The 15,107-nt window shown below is 74.2% G+C and carries 15 protein-coding genes; 7 read left to right on the forward strand and 8 right to left on the reverse strand.

The window, feature by feature from the left end; genetic code table 11:
• Positions 1-10 precede the first annotated feature (10 nt).
• Genes E1287_RS12095 through E1287_RS12115 form a run of 5 tightly spaced genes read left to right on the forward strand, consistent with a single transcriptional unit; the run spans position 11 to position 3,223 of the window.
• Positions 11-1,441, forward strand: a complete 1,431-nt coding sequence (locus tag E1287_RS12095) for a PTS ascorbate transporter subunit IIC (protein WP_131964983.1) — start codon at positions 11-13, stop codon at positions 1,439-1,441.
• 29 nt (positions 1,442-1,470) lie between these two features.
• Complete coding sequence (locus E1287_RS12100; protein WP_165968971.1) at positions 1,471-1,773, forward strand: PTS sugar transporter subunit IIB; 303 nt, start codon at positions 1,471-1,473, stop codon at positions 1,771-1,773.
• The gene (locus E1287_RS12105; RefSeq protein ID WP_131964984.1) at positions 1,770-2,207 is read left to right on the forward strand and encodes a PTS sugar transporter subunit IIA; all 438 of its coding nucleotides are present in this window, start codon (positions 1,770-1,772) and stop codon (positions 2,205-2,207) included. The genes E1287_RS12100 and E1287_RS12105 overlap by 4 nt, the downstream gene beginning before the upstream one ends.
• Positions 2,200-2,967, forward strand: coding sequence for a sugar isomerase domain-containing protein (locus tag E1287_RS12110; protein WP_131964985.1), 768 nt, complete (start codon positions 2,200-2,202; stop codon positions 2,965-2,967). Before E1287_RS12105 ends, E1287_RS12110 begins: the two co-directional genes overlap by 8 nt.
• Positions 2,968-2,998: 31 nt before the next feature.
• The gene (locus E1287_RS12115; protein WP_131964986.1) at positions 2,999-3,223 is read left to right on the forward strand and encodes an EF-hand domain-containing protein; all 225 of its coding nucleotides are present in this window, start codon (positions 2,999-3,001) and stop codon (positions 3,221-3,223) included.
• Here E1287_RS12115 and pgi read toward each other — a convergent pair.
• Together pgi and E1287_RS12125 are read right to left on the reverse strand one after the other, a co-directional pair.
• Positions 3,220-4,866 (reverse strand): glucose-6-phosphate isomerase, encoded by a 1,647-nt coding sequence (pgi, locus tag E1287_RS12120; protein ID WP_207934157.1) that lies wholly within the window; start codon positions 4,864-4,866, stop codon positions 3,220-3,222. The two genes, E1287_RS12115 and pgi, sit on opposite strands and share 4 nt — an antisense overlap.
• A gap of 143 nt (positions 4,867-5,009) precedes the next feature.
• Complete coding sequence (locus tag E1287_RS12125; protein ID WP_207934158.1) at positions 5,010-6,275, reverse strand: MFS transporter; 1,266 nt, start codon at positions 6,273-6,275, stop codon at positions 5,010-5,012.
• A gap of 215 nt (positions 6,276-6,490) precedes the next feature.
• On the opposite strand from E1287_RS12125, the gene E1287_RS12130 reads away from it, so the two are divergent.
• A complete protein-coding gene (locus E1287_RS12130; protein ID WP_131964988.1) occupies positions 6,491-7,510 on the forward strand; it encodes a lactonase family protein in 1,020 nt (339 codons plus the stop codon).
• Between the two features lie 51 nt (positions 7,511-7,561).
• Positions 7,562-8,941, forward strand: coding sequence for an NADP-dependent succinic semialdehyde dehydrogenase (locus tag E1287_RS12135; protein WP_131964989.1), 1,380 nt, complete (start codon positions 7,562-7,564; stop codon positions 8,939-8,941).
• Between the two features lie 7 nt (positions 8,942-8,948).
• Here the strand turns inward: E1287_RS12135 and E1287_RS12140 are convergent, their stop codons facing one another.
• From E1287_RS12140 to E1287_RS12165, 6 genes are read right to left on the reverse strand one after another with little or no spacing between them, the layout of a single operon-like run.
• A complete protein-coding gene (locus tag E1287_RS12140; RefSeq protein WP_131964990.1) occupies positions 8,949-10,349 on the reverse strand; it encodes an aldehyde dehydrogenase (NADP(+)) in 1,401 nt (466 codons plus the stop codon).
• Positions 10,349-11,350, reverse strand: a complete 1,002-nt coding sequence (locus tag E1287_RS12145) for a proline racemase family protein (RefSeq protein WP_131964991.1) — start codon at positions 11,348-11,350, stop codon at positions 10,349-10,351. Before E1287_RS12145 ends, E1287_RS12140 begins: the two co-directional genes overlap by 1 nt.
• Positions 11,350-12,279, reverse strand: coding sequence for a dihydrodipicolinate synthase family protein (locus tag E1287_RS12150; RefSeq protein WP_131964992.1), 930 nt, complete (start codon positions 12,277-12,279; stop codon positions 11,350-11,352). Before E1287_RS12150 ends, E1287_RS12145 begins: the two co-directional genes overlap by 1 nt.
• Positions 12,276-13,640, reverse strand: a complete 1,365-nt coding sequence (locus E1287_RS12155) for an NAD(P)/FAD-dependent oxidoreductase (protein ID WP_131964993.1) — start codon at positions 13,638-13,640, stop codon at positions 12,276-12,278. The genes E1287_RS12150 and E1287_RS12155 overlap by 4 nt, the downstream gene beginning before the upstream one ends.
• On the reverse strand, positions 13,637-13,903 hold the full coding sequence (locus tag E1287_RS12160; RefSeq protein ID WP_131964994.1) for a (2Fe-2S)-binding protein: 267 nt from the start codon (positions 13,901-13,903) through the stop codon (positions 13,637-13,639). The genes E1287_RS12155 and E1287_RS12160 overlap by 4 nt, the downstream gene beginning before the upstream one ends.
• Positions 13,900-15,060 (reverse strand): FAD-binding oxidoreductase, encoded by a 1,161-nt coding sequence (locus E1287_RS12165; RefSeq protein ID WP_131964995.1) that lies wholly within the window; start codon positions 15,058-15,060, stop codon positions 13,900-13,902. The genes E1287_RS12160 and E1287_RS12165 overlap by 4 nt, the downstream gene beginning before the upstream one ends.
• Positions 15,061-15,107: the final 47 nt, after the last annotated feature.

The raw sequence follows: 15,107 nt of genomic DNA on the forward strand, positions 1-15,107 counted from the left end.
CGACTTCACCATGGACGTCATCAAGGACATCCTCACCTTCCTGGCCGACAACGTGTTCGGCCAGGTGCCCATCCTGATCGGGCTCATCACGCTCATCGGGCTGATCCTGCAGCGCAAACGGTTCGAGGACGTCTTCGCCGGGGCGCTGCGCGCCACGATCGGCGTGGTCATCCTGTTCATCGGCGTCGAGGTGTTCACCGGCGGGCTGACCAGCTTCCAGAACGTCCTCGCCAGCGCGATGGGCACCACGCCGCCGAAGGCCGACAAGACCCTCACCGACTTCCTCGGCGACCAGGGCGGGACGATCGCGCTGGTCATCACGGTCGCGTTCCTCGTCCACGTGCTGATCGTGCGGCTGTTCCCGGCGGCCAGGTACCTGTACCTGACCGGGCACCTGATGTTCTGGGTCAGCACGGTGACGGTCGCGTCGCTGGTGACGATCGCGCCGGGCGCCGACCAGCTCACGCTGGTGCTGTGCGGGGCCGGGTTCGTCGCCGCGTACTGGACCGTCCAGCCGCTGTGGATGCGGCCGCTGATGCGCCGCGTCATGCCGGACGACCGGTTCGGGTTCGCGCACACCAGCTCGCTCGCCTGCCTGATCACCGGGTACGCCGCGCGCCCGCTCGGCAGCCGTGAGAAGCACGACACCGAGAAGCTGAAGCTGCCGCGCCAGCTGTCGTTCTTCAAGGACGTCAACGTCAGCACCGCGCTGATCATCTCCGTGATCATGCTGGTCGGGGTCGCGCTCGCCGACGACGGCGTGGTGTCGAAGGCCGCGACGGAGATGGACCCCAAACTGTCCCCATGGGTGTGGGCGCTGCTGGTCGGCCTGCGGTTCGCGGGCGGCATCGCGATCCTGCTGTTCGGCGTCCGGATGTTCCTCGGCGAGATCGTCCCGGCGTTCAAGGGGTTCAGCGACAAGGTCATCCCGGGGACGCGTCCCGCGCTGGACGCGCCGACCGTGTTCCCCGTCGCGCCGACCGCCGTCATGGTCGGGTTCGTGGCGTCCACGGGCGTGTTCCTGATCTGCCTGGGCGTGTTCGCCGGGGCCGGCTGGTTCACCCTCGCCCCGCCCATGATCATGCTGTTCTTCGTGGGCGGCGCGGCCGGGCTGTTCGGCAACGTGGTGGCGGGCTGGCGCGGCGCCGTCCTCGGCGGCGTGATCACCGGCCTGATCCTCGCGATCGGGCAGGCCGTCACGTGGGACCTGTTCGAGAAGACCGCGCCGGAGCTGGCCACCCTCGCCGACCCGGACTGGTACGCGATCGCGTGGCTGCTGAAGGCGGTCGACCCGGTCATCGGCGACGGCTCGGTCTGGGCCGTGCCCGCCGTCGCGCTCGCCGCGACGGTCGCGACGCTGCTCATCCTCGGCCGCACCGAGAAGCGCCGCGCCGCGGCGGAGGGCCCGGCGCCCGAGGACAAGGCACCGGCGAAGGCCTGACCACCACCATCACAGGGGAGAAGGACGACATGGCAATCGACCGGCAACTGGAGATCCTCGCGGTCTGCGGGGTCGGCATGGGCTCCAGCCTCATGCTCAAGATGACCGCCGAGGACGCGCTCCGCTCGCTCGGCGTGGACGCCCGGGTGGAGAACACCGACGTGTCCACGGCGCGCGGGATGTCGCCCGACGTGGTGATCGGGCAGGGCATGCACACCAGCGAGATCGCCGACCTCGCGCCCGTCGTCATCACGATCAGCGACTTCCTCGACAAGGACGGCCTGGAGGCGCAGCTCCGCGAGCACCTGACCGCCCAGGGCTGGCTTTCATGACGATCGTCACCGCCACCGACGAGGTCACGGCCGGGGACTGGCGGGAGGCCGTCCGGAAGGCGGCCTCCGCGCTGGTCGAGGCGGGCGCCGCCGGCGAGGGGTACCCGGACGCCTGCGTCCGGGTGGTCGAGGAGAACGGCCCGTACATCGTGCTGACGAAGGGGCTCGCGCTCGTCCACGCCCGTCCGGAGGAAGGCGGGCTCGCCGTCGGCGTCGGCGTGACCCGGCTGGCGGCGCCCGTCGAGTTCGGCCACCCCGACAACGACCCGGTGGACCTGCTGCTCGCGTTCTGCACGCCCGACCCGGACGCGCACGTCGGGACGCTGTCCGGCCTGGCCCGCGCCCTGTCCGGCGGCCTGGCCGACCGGCTCCGCGCCGCGTCCGGCCAGGACGACCTGTCCAGCACCCTGAAGGAGGCCCTCCCTGATGCGTGAGCTCACCAGGCCGCAGCTCCCCGACCGGGTGCGAACTTTGCTGGACGACCTCGACGCGGCCTCCGGTGACGCGATCGGCGAGGCGGCCGGGCTGCTGCTGGAGGCGGTCGAGGCGGACGGGATCGTGCACGTCGCCGGCGCGGGGCATTCGCTGGCGATGGTGCTGGAGACGTTCTACCGGGCGGGCGGGCTCGCCGCCGTCCGCCCGATCTGGGACCCGCGGGTGTTCCCGCTCGACGACGCCGTGCTGAGCACCCGCGCCGAGCGGCAGGCCGGGACCGGGCGCGCCGTGGTCGAGGAGGCCGCGCCCGCCCCGCCCGACGTGGCGGTGGTGTTCTCCACCAGCGGCCGCAACCCCTATCCGGTCGAGATCGCCCAGGAGTGCGCCGCGCGGGGCGTGCCGGTGATCGCGGTGACCTCGGCGCGGGCGTCGGAGGGCGCGGCGGCGCGGGCGGCGACGACGCTGGCCGACCACGCCTCGATCGTGCTGGACACCTGCGTCCCGCCCGGCGACGTCCTGCACCCGGCGGCGGCGCCGCGCACGGCGGCGGCCTCCACGATCCTCGCCGCGTACGCGTGGTCGCGCGTCCTGGCCGCACTCGACGACCTCGCGGCGGCGCGCGGCGCGGACCTGCTCCGCTGGACGAGCGCGAACGTCCCCGGCAGCGACGAGCTGAACGTCGCGCTGCTGGAGCGGTACCGGCACCGCGTCCCCGAGCTGACCGGGGACGGGCCGTCCGGCCCCCGCCCTGTGGGATGATTCGGGCGGGCGGACCGCGACGAGGAGCGAGATGACGACCACACCGGCCGGGGACGACCTGCACACCCTGTTCACCCGCGCGGACCTCGGCGGCGACCAGAGGCTCGACCTGATGGAGTTCACCCTCGTCCTGGAGGACCTGGGCCTCTCCTGGACCCGCGCCGAGACGCAGGACAGGTTCGAGAAGGCCGACAGCAACCTCGACGGCTTCATCTCCTTCGAGGAGTTCCGCGCCGTCATGGAGGCCCGGGGCTAGACCCTCCGGCCTCGCAGCGCACGGTACGTCCGGACGAGCGCGGCCGTGGACGCGTCCGGCGCGTCCTCCGGGGGCTCCTGCGAGGTGAGCGCGGGCGCGAGGTCCATCGCCATGACCTTGCCGAGCTCGACGCCCCACTGGTCGAAGGAGTCGATCCCCCAGACCGTCCCCTCGACGAACACGATGTGCTCGTAGAGGGCGACGAGCGAGCCGAGCGTCTTCGGGGTGAGCTTCGGCGCCAGGATCGTGCTCGTCGGCCGGTTGCCCGGCATGACCTTGTGCGGGACGACCGCGGCGGGCGTCCCCTCGGCGGCGATCTCCTCGGCGGTCTTGCCGAACGCGAGCGCCGACGTCTGCGCGAGCATGTTCGCGGTGAGCAGGTCGTGCATGCCCGCCGCGCCGTCGGCCGGGGGGTCCTCGAACGGCTCGGCGAAGCCGATGAAGTCGGCGGGGACGAGCCGGGTGCCCTGGTGCAGGAGCTGGTAGAAGGCGTGCTGGCCGTTGGTGCCGGGCTCGCCCCAGAAGATCTCGCCGGTCTGCGCGACGACGGGCGCGCCGTCCGCCCGCACCGACTTGCCGTTCGACTCCATCGTGAGCTGCTGCAGGTAGGCGGGGAACCGGGCGAGGCGCTGGCTGTAGGGCAGGACGGCACGGGTCTGCGCGCCGAAGAAGTCGGTGTACCAGACGCCGAGCAGCCCCATCAGGACGGGCATGTTCGCCTCGAAAGGCGCGCCGCGGAAATGCTCGTCGATCTCGCGGAACCCGGCGAGCATCTCCCGGAACGCCTCCCCGCCGATCGCGATCATCAGCGCGAGGCCGATGGCGCCGTCGAAGGAGTACCGGCCGCCGACCCAGTCCCAGAAGCCGAACATGTTGGCGGTGTCGATGCCGAACTCGGCGACCCGCTCGGCGTTGGTCGACACGGCGACGAAGTGCCGGGAGACGGCCTCGCCGTCGCCGAGCCCGTCGACGAGCCACTTCCGGGCGACCTTGGCGTTGGTGAGCGTCTCCAGCGTCCCGAACGTCTTGGACGCGACGACGAACAGCGTCTGCTCGGGGTCGAGGCCCGCGAGCTTCCCGAGGATGTCGGCCGGGTCGATGTTGGAGACGAACCGGCAGGAGATGCCCGCGTCGGCGTAGTCGTGGAGGGCCTCGTAGGCCATCGCGGGGCCGAGGTCGGAGCCGCCGATGCCGATGTTGACGACGGTGGTGATGCGCTTGCCGGTGAAGCCCGTCCACTCGCCGGAGCGGACGCGTCCCGCGAAGTCGGCCATCTTGTCCAGCACGGCGTGCACGTCGGCCGCGACGTCCTGCCCGTCCACCGCCAGGGCCTCGCCCGGCGGGAGCCGCAGCGCCGTGTGCAGGACGGCGCGGTCCTCGCTGACGTTGATGTGCTCGCCGGAGAACATCGCGTCGATCCGGCGGCGCAGCCCGGCCCGCTCGGCGAGCGCCACCAGCAGCCGCACCGTCTCGGCGGTGGCGCGGTGCTTGGAGTAGTCCAGGTGAAGGTCCCCCGCCGTCACGGTCATGCGGCCGACGCGCCCCGGATCGTCGGCGAAGAGCTCGCGCAGGTGCCGCCCGGCGAGCGCCGCCTGGTGCTCGGCCAGCGCGGACCACTCGGGCGACTCGGTGATATCTGCCATTGCCTCTCTCATCTCCTCGGCGGGTGAGGCGCGCCGACGTCCCCCGCGGCGCCGCCCGTCCCCAACCGGCGATCATAGGTCGACCGCGCGAGACCGTATCAGGGCTCTCCCCGCCGCCGCAGCGAACCGGCGTGACCGGGAGGTCAGGCGGCCTCGGCGGCCAGCACGGGGACGGGCTCGGCGGCGGCGGGGGCGCCGGCGGCGCGGGCCCGGCGCACCCGGGCCAGCCCGTAGGCCGCGGCGAGGGCCGCGGCGAGGCTGACCGCGCCCGCGGAGACCAGCGCCGTGCGCGGGCCCAGGACGTCGCACAGCGCGCCCAGCGCGGGACCGCCGAACGCGCCGGACGCGGCGCCGACCATGCCCTGCGCGGCGATGACGCGGCCGCGCAGGTGGCCGGGGCTGTCCAGCTGCACCCGCGTGCTGACGGTGGTGTCCAGGACGACCGCGCACGCGGCGATCGGCAGCATCGCGGCGCCGAACAGCAGCAGGCTCGGCGCGGCGCCGCTGAGCATCTGCCCGGCCGCGCAGAGCGTCGCCGTGATCAGCAGCAGCCGGAGCGGGAGGCGGGCTCTGGACGCGGCGTAGACGCCGCCGAGGACGGTGCCGGCGGCGAACGCCACCGACAGCGCGCCGTACCCGCCCGCGCCGGCGTCCAGCGGGCCCTGGCTCATCGCCGCCATGGTGACCTGGTAGTTGCGGCCGAGGCTGCCCAGCACGAACGCCAGCCCGAACATGATCAGCAGCCGGGGCGAGGCGAGGACGTACCGGAAACCGGCCGCGAGCCCCCGCTCCCCCGGCTCGGCCGGCGGCAGCGCGTGCAGCTCCTTCGGGCGCATGAGCGCGATGGCGGCGAGGACGGCGAGGAAGCTCGCGGAGTTCGTCACGAACGCGCCGGGCATGCCCGCGAGCGGGATCACGACCCCGGCGAGGCTCATCCCGAGGATCCGCCCGCCGGAGCTGAGCACCGAACCGAGCGCCAGCCCGTTGGACAGGTCCTCCGGCCCGACGACCTCGGCGCCGAACCGTCCGAGGGCGGGGGACGTCGTGGCCGTGACGACGCCGGACGCCAGCGAGATCGCGTACAGCCCCGCGGTGCCGGACGGGTCGCCCGCCGCGATGGCCGCGAGCAGCCCCGACAGCAGCGCCTGCGCGCCCTGCCCGGCCGCGACGACGTACCGGGCGGGCAGCCGGTCGGCGATCACGCCGCCCCACGGGCCGAGCAGCATCGTCGGCAGCGCCTGCAGCACCAGGCCGAGCCCCACGCTGGTCGCCGAGCCCGTGATGGACAGGATGAGCCAGTTCAGCGCGAGGACCTGCATCCACGTCCCGGTGATCGAGACGAAGTCCGCCGCGGCCCACAGCCGGTAGTTGTGATGGCGCAGCGAGCGCAGCATCACCGGGAACGCCAAGGTCTTCTCCCCCCAAAGGTCACACCAAACCGGGATAAACGCCACGGCTCCTTGGCGCGTTCCAAACCGGCGAAGTGTATGAGACATGTCACGTTTCACCTGGTCAGAGCCTGCTGACCTGGCACATCGCGAATCCCGCCGCGGGGCTGGGGCTAGGCTCGCCCTCGGCCGCCCGCTCCGGGGCGGGCGGATCACCGCGGCGGAGGGAGTCCGGGTTGAGCGGGCGGGCGTTCTGGGTCGGCACGTACACGGGCGAGGCCGGGAACGGCGCCGGGATCTACCGGGTGACGCGGCGGGACGACGGCGTCCTGGAGGGGCCGGAGCTCGCCGCGGAGGCGGTGAGCCCGTCGTATCTGGCGGTGCATCCGGGCAGGGACGTCCTTTACGCGGTGCGTGAGGAGGACGCGGGCGGCGTCGTGGCCTTCGACGCGTCCGGCGGGCGGCTCCGCGAGATCGGGGCGCGGACGGCGGGGGCGCTGCCTTGCCACCTGTCGGTGACGCCCGGCGGCGGGTCTCTGATCGTCGCCGACTACGGGTCAGGGACGGTCAGGGCCGTTGCGCTGGGTCCGGACGGCCGGTTCGTGGGCGAGCCGGACGTGGCGGAGGGGCATGGCAGCGGCCCGGTGACCGACCGGCAGGAGGGCCCGCACGCGCACGCGAGCGTCAACGCCCCGGACGGGACGATCCTGACGACCGACCTGGGAGCCGACCTGATCCGCTCCTTCCGGATCGAGGACGGCGTGCTGCGGCTCGCCGGAGAGACTGCGCTGCCGGCCGGATCGGGGCCGCGGCATCTGGTCGTCCATCCGGGCGGGCACGTCCATGTGGTGGCGGAGCTGTCGGCGTCCATGCTCGTGCTGCGCCCGCTGGACGGGTACGCGCGCCTGGAGGTCGTGGCGGAGTCGCCCGCGACGGCCGAGCCCGTGGACGGCCAGGCGCTGTGCGCGGCGATCAAGCTCGGCGACGGCGGCCGGTACGTCTACACCTCGACGCGGGGAACCGCCGTGGTGACCGCGCACCGGGTGCTGGACGGCGGCGCGGCCCTTCAACCGGTCGCGGACGTCCCGTCCGGCGGCGCCTGGCCCCGCGACCTGCACGTGGACGGCCCGTGGATGCACGTGGCCAACGAGCACAGCGACACGATCGCGACGTTCCGGCTCGGCGCGGACGGCGTCCCCGAACCGGCCGGGACGCCGCTGCCGGTGCCGTCCCCGGTCTGCGTGATCCCCGTCTGAGCCCGTCCGGGCGGGTGTTTCCGGGCGGGTCGCTCGGGCACGTCCCGGACCATGACGACGATCGCCACGACCAACCCCGCGACGGGCGAGGTCGAGAAGACCTTCGACGCGCTGACCGACGAGGAGGTCGACCGGCGCATCGGGCGGGCGGCGGAGACGTTCGCCTCCTACCGCACGACCGGCGTCGCACAGCGCGCGGAGTGGATGAACGCCGCCGCGGGCATTCTGGACCGGGAGTCCGAGCAGATCGCCGCGATGATGACGACCGAGATGGGCAAGACCCTGAAGGCCGCCGGCGCGGAGGTCCAGAAGTGCGCGAAGGCGTGCCGGTACTACGCCGCGCACGCCGAGGAGTTCCTGGCCGACCGCCGTCCCGCCGGCGCGGAGGCGGTGGGCGCGCGGGACGCCTATGTGCGCTACCAGCCGCTCGGGCCGGTGCTGGCGGTGATGCCGTGGAACTTCCCGCTCTGGCAGGTGGTCAGGTTCGCGGCGCCGGGGCTGATGGCGGGCAACGTGGGGCTGCTGAAGCATTCGTCGAACGTCCCGCAGACGGCCCTGTTCCTGGAGGACCTGTTCCGCCGCGCCGGGTTCCCGGAGGGCGCGTTCCAGACGCTGCTCATCGGCTCGTCCAAGGTCGAGCGCGTCCTGCGCGACCCGCGGGTGAAGGCGGCGACGCTCACCGGCAGCGAGCCCGCGGGACGGTCCGTCGCGTCGATCGCGGGAAGCGAGGTCAAGCCGTCCGTGCTGGAGCTCGGCGGCAGCGACCCGTTCGTGGTGATGCCGTCCGCCGACATCGAGGCGGCGGCGCGGACGGCCGCGGAGTCGCGGTGCCTCAACAACGGGCAGAGCTGCATCTCGGCGAAGCGCTTCATCGTCGACATCGGCTGCGCGGACGAGTTCGAGCGGCTGTTCGTGGAGAACATGCGCGCGAAGCGGGTCGGCGACCCGATGGACGACGCCACCGACATCGGCCCGCTCGTCAGCGAGGAGGGGCGCGCGGAGGCCGAGGAGCAGGTCGCGGACGCGGTCGGCAAGGGCGCGACGGTGCTGTGCGGCGGCGAGCGCCCGGACGGCCCCGGCTGGTTCTACCCGCCGACCGTGGTCTCCGGGGTGACGCCGGACATGCGGATGTACCACGAGGAGGTCTTCGCGCCGGTCGCGTCGGTATTCCGCGTCCGCGGGGTGTCGGAGGCGGTGGCGGTCGCGAACGCGACGGGCTTCGGGCTCGGCTCGAACGCCTGGACGCGCGACGAAGTCGAGCGGGAGCGGTTCGTCCGGGAGCTGGACGCCGGGCAGGTGTTCGTCAACGGCATGGTGACGTCTTATCCGGAGCTTCCGTTCGGCGGGACGAAGCGCTCCGGTTACGGGCGGGAGCTGTCGGCGGAGGGTATGCACGCGTTCTGCAACGCCAAGACCGTCTGGGTCGGCTGAGCCCGGGTTAGCGGACGCTCTGCGGGATCTTCCACGGGTTGCCGTCCCGCAGCGGCGGCGGGAGCAGGTCCTGCGGCCAGCCCTGGTACGCGACCGGACGCAGGAACCGGTCGATCGCGGCCGTGCCGACCGAGGTCGTGGACGGCGCGGTCGTCGCCGGGAACGGGCCGCCGTGCTGCATCGCGTGGGTGACGGACACACCGGTGGGCCACTGGTTCCACAGGACCCGCCCGCTGCGCCCGGCGAGCACCGCGGTCAGGGCCGCGAGGTCGGCGGCCTCGCCGGGTTCGGCGTGGAGGGACGCGGTGAGCTGGCCGGGCAGTCCCGCCAGGACGTCCGCGACGTCGGCGAGGCGCTCGTAGGTGACGATGAGGCCGAGCGGGCCGAAGCACTCCTCGGCAGCGGCGTCGGCGTCGGACTTGAAGGCGTCCAGGCTCATGGTGAGGAGGCGCGGCGCGGTGGAGGCGCCGTCGTCCGGCCAGACGAGCCGCCGGACGCCGGGACGCGCGGCCAGCGCGTCCGCCGCCGTCAGGTAGCCGGATTCGATGCGGTCGTTCAGCATCGGCGCGGCGTCGATCTCGCGGAGCCGCCGGGCCGCCGTGCCGAGCAGTCCGGCGGGCGCGAACAGGAGGCCGGGGTTGGTGCAGAACTGTCCCGCGCCCATCGTGAGGGACGCCGCGTACCCCTGGACGATCTCCTCGCCGCGCGACCGCGCCGCGCTGGGCGTCACCACGGACGGGTTGACGCTGCCCATCTCGCCGTAGAACGGGATCGGCACGGGACGCTCCGCCGCGATCCTCGCCAGCGCCAGGCCGCCCCGCTGCGAGCCGGTGAACGCGGCGGCGGCGATGCCGGGGTGCCGGAGCGCCTCGACGCCCGCCTTCTCCCCCTCGATGAGGCCGAACACGCCGCCCGGAAGCCCGGCGCCGCCGATGACCTCGGCCGTCCGGCGGGACAGGCGCGGGTGGCCGGGGTGGGCCTTGACGACGACGGGACAGCCCGCCGCCCACGCCGACGCCGTGTCGCCGCCCGCGACGCTGAACGCGAACGGGAAGTTGCTCGCCGCGAACACGAGCACCGTCCCGATCGCCGTCCGGTAGCGGCGCAGGTCGGGGCGAGGGCCGGTGGGCCATCCGGGGTCGGCGGCGTCGATGCGGGCGTCGTAGAACGCGCCTTCCCTGACCTGCTCGGCGAACAGCATGAGCTGGAACGTCGTGCGCGTCAGCTCCGCGTTCAGCCTGGCCGCGCCTAGACGCGTCTCCTCATCGGCGAGGGCCGTCAGCTCGGCGCGGGCGTCCTCCAGCGCGGCGGCGACGGACGTCAGGGCGCGGGCGCGGGTCTCCGGCGGCGCATCGGCCCATCCGGGTGCGGCGGCTACGGCGGCGGCGACGGCTTCGTTCGGTGACATCAGAAAGTGAAGCCTTCGGGGAAGGGGTCGGTGGGGTCGAGCAGGAAGTTCGCGGTGCCGGTGATCCACGCGCGTCCGGAGATCTCCGGGACGACGGCGGGCAGCCCGCCGACCTCGGTGGCGGCGACGAGCCGTCCGTGGAAGCGGGTCCCGATGAACGACTCGTTGACGAAGCCGGTGTTCAGGGGCAGCTCGCCGCGTCCGTGGAGCTGCGCCATCCGGGCGCAGGTGCCGGTGCCGCACGGCGACCGGTCGAACCAGCCGGGGTGGATCGCCATCGCGTTGCGCGAGTGCGCGGCGTCCGAGCCCGGGGCCAGGAACTGGACGTGCTTGCATCCGGCGACGCCCGGGTCTTCGGGGTGCTTCGGCGGGTTCCGCTCGTTGATCGCGGCCATGATGTCGAGCCCGGCCCGGAGGATGTCGTCCTTGCGGGACCGCTCGAACGGCAGCCCGAGCGCGTCCAGCTCGGTGATCGCGTAGAAGTTGCCGCCGTAGGCCATGTCGTAGCGGACCTCGCCGAGCCCCGTGACGTCCACGACGGCGTCGCGTTCGAGGAGGAAGGACGGCACCATCCGCAGCGTGACGTTCTCGGCCCTGCCGTCGCGCACCGCGACCCGGGCCTCGACGAGCCCAGCGGGCGCGTCCAGGCGGACGACCGTCTCCGGCTCGGTCACCTCGACCATCCCGGTCTCGACCAGCACGGTCGCGAGCGCGATCGTGCCGTGCCCGCACATCGGGAGGAACCCGGAGACCTCGATGTAGACGACGCCCCAGTCGGCGTCGGGGCGGGTGGGCTGCTGGAGGATCGCGCCGCTCATCGCCGAGTGGCCGCGCGGCTCGTCCATCAGGAAGCGGCGCAGGCCGTCCAGGTGCTCGATCGCGTGCAGGCGCTTGGCGGCCATGCTGCCGCCGGGGATCGGCGCGACGCCGCCGGTGACGACGCGGGCGGGGTTGCCCTCGGCGTAGGAGTCGACGGCGGTGATCGTCCGGATCGAGCGCATCAGGCGGCCCTCCGCCGTTCGAGCGCCGCGACGGCGCGGTCCATGTCGGCGGCGACGGCGGCGCGGTGCTCGGCGGTGAGCGGGCCGCGCGGCGGGCGGCACGGGCCGCCGTACCGGCCGACCTGGTCCATGCCGAGCTTGATGGCCTGGACGAACTCGGTCCGCGAGTCCCACCGGAACGCGGCGACGAGCGGTTCGTAGAGGGCGCGGGCCTCGTCCAGCCGTCCGGCGGTGGCCAGCTCGTACAGCAGCGCCGACTCGGCGGGGAACACGTTGGGGAAGCCCGCGAACCAGCCGGTCGCGCCCATCAGAAGCGATTCGAGGACGACGTCGTCCGCGCCCGCGACGACGTCCAGCACCGGCGCCCTCTCCCTGATCTCCAGGACGCGGCGGACGTCCCCGGAGAACTCCTTCACCGCGACGACCCCGTCGATCTGCGCGATCTCGCCGAGGAGGGCGGGCGTGAGGTCGACCTTGGTATCGATCGGATTGTTGTAGACCATGACGGGCAGCCCGACGGACGCGACGGCCTCATAGTGCGCGACGACCTCGCCGGGGTTGGCCCGGTAGAGGGTGGGCGGCAGGCACAGGACGCCGTCCGCGCCGTCCTCGGCCGCCAGTTCCGCCCAGCGCCGCGCCTGGTGGGAGCCCGGGGCGTGCACGCCGACGACGACCACGCCGTCGCCGCCGGCCGCCTCGACTGCGGTGCGGGCGACGCGGCGGCGCTCCTCGTCGGTCAGCGACGAGTACTCGCCGAGCGAGCCGTTCGGGCCGACGCCGCGGCAGCCGCTGCCGACCAGCCAGGCGCAGTGCTCGGCGTACGCGTCGTAGTCGACGGCGAGCCCGGCGGGCGCGGTGGCGTCCTCGCGGTAGGGCAGCGCCGTGGCCACGATGACGCCGCCGAGGCTCGCGGTCCCGGTGTCGCTCATCGGGCGTTCACCTTCCTGTGGGTGTTCTCGATCGGGGGCCGTGCGAGTTCGCCCAGCCGGACGGGCTGCGCGATGGGCCGGTGGTGGGGATTGCCGCTTCCCGTCAGCTCGGCGACGGTGGGGCCGCAGATGCGCGCCTGGCAGGGGCCGAGGCCCGCGCGGGTCGCCAGCTTGACCGCGTGGGCGGAGTTGCGGGACGGGCCGCCCGCCGCGCTGAGCAGATCGCCGTAGGTCGTCTCCTCGCAGCGGCACACGACGGTGCCGGGACGGAGCCAGCCCGCCCAGGCCGCGCCGATGGGGTGCGCACCGGCGAGGCGGGCGGCGAACGCGTGGGCCTGGTCGCGGCGGCGGCGCGTGCGGACCGCCGCGGGGTCGTCCGGTGCGCCTCCCCCGGCGGACCAGCCCGCGAGGAGCCCTTCCGTGCGGGCGGCCTGCGCGCCCGCGATGCCGGTGATCTCTCCCGCCGCGTAGACGCCGGGGACGGTGGTGCGCTGGTCGGCGTCCACCTCCACGAACGGGCCGTCGCGCAGCGCGCAACCGGCGGCGACGGGCAGTTCGAGCTGCGGGGTGAAGCCGTGGGAGACGCACAGCGCGTCCACCGCGACGGCCTTCTCGGTGCCCGGCACGACCGACCAGTCAGGACGGAGCCGCGCGGTGACCGCCTCTTCCACGCGTCCGTCGCCCCGGGCCTCGATCACGGCACGGCCCGTCCGGCAGGGGACGCGGTGGCGGGCCAGCAGCGCCGCGTACCCGGCCAGTTCCCCGGCCTTGCCGGTGTGCGCCGCGAGTTCCCAAGGGCGCCGCGTCCAGCCGCGTGCCACGGCCGCCGCTGTACCTGCCTCCAGCACCGCCCGGATGAAGGCGCCCGCCCGCAGCAGCGAGGCGGCGACCGGCAGCAGGAACGGTCCGGAACCGGCGATCAGGACGGAGTCGCCGACGGCCAGGCGCTCCCCCTTCGCCAGCGCCTGCGCGGCGCCCGCCGTGTAGACGCCGGGCAGGTCCCAGCCGGGGAACGGCAGGACGCGGTCGTAAGCGCCGGGCGCGAGGACGAGCGCGTCCGGGTCGAGGACGAGCCGTTCCCGCCCGTCCGCGTCGGCCTCGCCGCGCAGCACGTGGACCCGCGGCACGCCCTCGTCCGGACGTTCGATCGACCAGACGGTGCTCTCCGGCCACCAGTCGCAGCGCGGGTGCCGCAGCACGGGACCGGCGACGGCGTAGGCGTCGGACGGGACCCGATGGTACTGGCCGCCGGGGTTCTCGGCGGAGTCGATGAGCGTCACCGCCGCCCCGGTGCGCAGGGCGCCCGCCGCGCCGCCGAGCCCGGCGGGTCCGGCGCCGACGACGACCACGTGCCGGGTCATCGCGCGTCGCCCGCCGCACGGGACTGGGTCGTGACGGTGTCGCCGTCGCGGGCGCGGCGGCGGCAGGCCCGCACGTCGCGGACGCCGTTGACCGTGACCAGGCAGTCGAAGCAGACGCCGATCCCGCAGAAGACGCCGCGCGGCGCGCCGGACGGGCCCGTCCGCCAGGTGCGGCGGCCGGACGCGAGCAGCACGCCCGCGATGGTCCGGCCCGCGGCGCCGGTGACGGGCTCGCCGTCCACCGTGATCCGTACCAGGCTCATGCGACCTCCCGCTCCGGCCGGACGGCGGGCCGGCCGACCCGGAACTGGGTCGCGTCGACGTCCGGTTCGCGGCCGAGCATCAGGTCGCGCAGGACGGCGGCGGTCCCGGCCGCCAGCCCGATGCCCGCTCCCTCGTGCCCGGTGGCGTGCCAGAGCCCGGCCAGGTCAGGGTCGGCGCCGATCACGGGCAGATGGTCGGCGACGTAGGGCCGGAACCCGCCGTACGCGCGCATCACGGGGACCCCGGCGAGCGACGGGAACAGCCGCAGCGCCTTGCCCGCGATCACCGCTAGCACGTCGGGGCGGAGCCGGTCGTCGAACCCGACGCGGCGCCGCGACGAGCCGAGCAGGATCGTCCCGGCGCGGGTGGACTCCACGACGGCGGACGCCTGCAGCTCCCCCGCGCCGCTGCCGACAGCGCCTACGTAGTCGGCGTCGTAGACCTTGTGGAAGACGGTCGGCGGCATCGGCGCGGTGACGAGCACCTCGCCGCGCCGTGGCCGGACGTCCAGCCGGACGCCGAGCCGCGCGGCGACCTCGCCCGCCCACGGCCCGGCGGCGTTGACGACGGCGTCGCCCTCGACGAGCCCGGTCGCGGTGCGGACGCCGGTGATCCGCCCGCCGCGCGTGACGGCGCCGACGACTTCGCGGCCGGTCTCCAGCACGGCCCCGGCGCGGACGGCGTCGGCGAGCAGCGCGGTCGCGGCGCCGACCGGCTGGACCTGCGCGTCCTGCGGATAGTGGACGGCGGCGGCGACGTCTCTCGTGGCGTGCGGTTCGGCCTCGGCGAAGGCGGCGGCGTCGAGTTCGCCGGCCGTGATGCCCGCCGCGCGCTGGGCGTCCGCGAAGTCCCGGAGCGCGGCGGCGCCCTCGCGGGTGGTCGCGACGACGATGCCGCCCTTCGGGTCCCACTCCGCTCCCCCGGCGTCCGGGAGCGCGTCGAGGATCCGCGGCCACAGCCGGAGTGACAGCTTCGCGAGTTCGAGTTCCGGGCCGGGCTCCTTGTCGGAGACGAGGACGTTGCCCTCGCCGTGCGCGGTCGTCGCGGCGGCGGGACGGGCGCGGTCCACGACGGTGACCGCGCATCCGGCCAGGGCCAGCTCGCGGGCGCAGGCCGCGCCGACGATCCCGGCGCCGAGCACCACGACCCGCGTCATCGCCCCTCCGCCGACGTTCGCTAAACCGAACGTTTCGAGGCTAGGTC

Source organism: Actinomadura sp. KC06 (genome assembly GCF_004348735.1).
Taxonomy (GTDB): domain Bacteria; phylum Actinomycetota; class Actinomycetes; order Streptosporangiales; family Streptosporangiaceae; genus Spirillospora.

Bases quoted from the DNA above. Each gene is read 5' to 3' on its own strand.
- E1287_RS12095 (WP_131964983.1), top strand. From the start codon at position 11: ATGGACGTCATCAAGGACATCCTCACCTTCCTGGCCGACAACGTGTTC.
- E1287_RS12100 (WP_165968971.1), top strand. From the start codon at position 1,471: ATGGCAATCGACCGGCAACTGGAGATCCTCGCGGTCTGCGGGGTCGGC.
- E1287_RS12105 (WP_131964984.1), top strand. From the start codon at position 1,770: ATGACGATCGTCACCGCCACCGACGAGGTCACGGCCGGGGACTGGCGG.
- E1287_RS12110 (WP_131964985.1), top strand. From the start codon at position 2,200: ATGCGTGAGCTCACCAGGCCGCAGCTCCCCGACCGGGTGCGAACTTTG.
- E1287_RS12115 (WP_131964986.1), top strand. From the start codon at position 2,999: ATGACGACCACACCGGCCGGGGACGACCTGCACACCCTGTTCACCCGC.
- pgi (WP_207934157.1), bottom strand. From the start codon at position 4,866: ATGGCAGATATCACCGAGTCGCCCGAGTGGTCCGCGCTGGCCGAGCAC.
- E1287_RS12135 (WP_131964989.1), top strand. From the start codon at position 7,562: ATGACGACGATCGCCACGACCAACCCCGCGACGGGCGAGGTCGAGAAG.
- E1287_RS12140 (WP_131964990.1), bottom strand. From the start codon at position 10,349: ATGTCACCGAACGAAGCCGTCGCCGCCGCCGTAGCCGCCGCACCCGGA.
- E1287_RS12145 (WP_131964991.1), bottom strand. From the start codon at position 11,350: ATGCGCTCGATCCGGACGATCACCGCCGTCGACTCCTACGCCGAGGGC.
- E1287_RS12150 (WP_131964992.1), bottom strand. From the start codon at position 12,279: ATGAGCGACACCGGGACCGCGAGCCTCGGCGGCGTCATCGTGGCCACG.
- E1287_RS12155 (WP_131964993.1), bottom strand. From the start codon at position 13,640: ATGACCCGGCACGTGGTCGTCGTCGGCGCCGGACCCGCCGGGCTCGGC.
- E1287_RS12160 (WP_131964994.1), bottom strand. From the start codon at position 13,903: ATGAGCCTGGTACGGATCACGGTGGACGGCGAGCCCGTCACCGGCGCC.
- E1287_RS12165 (WP_131964995.1), bottom strand. From the start codon at position 15,060: ATGACGCGGGTCGTGGTGCTCGGCGCCGGGATCGTCGGCGCGGCCTGC.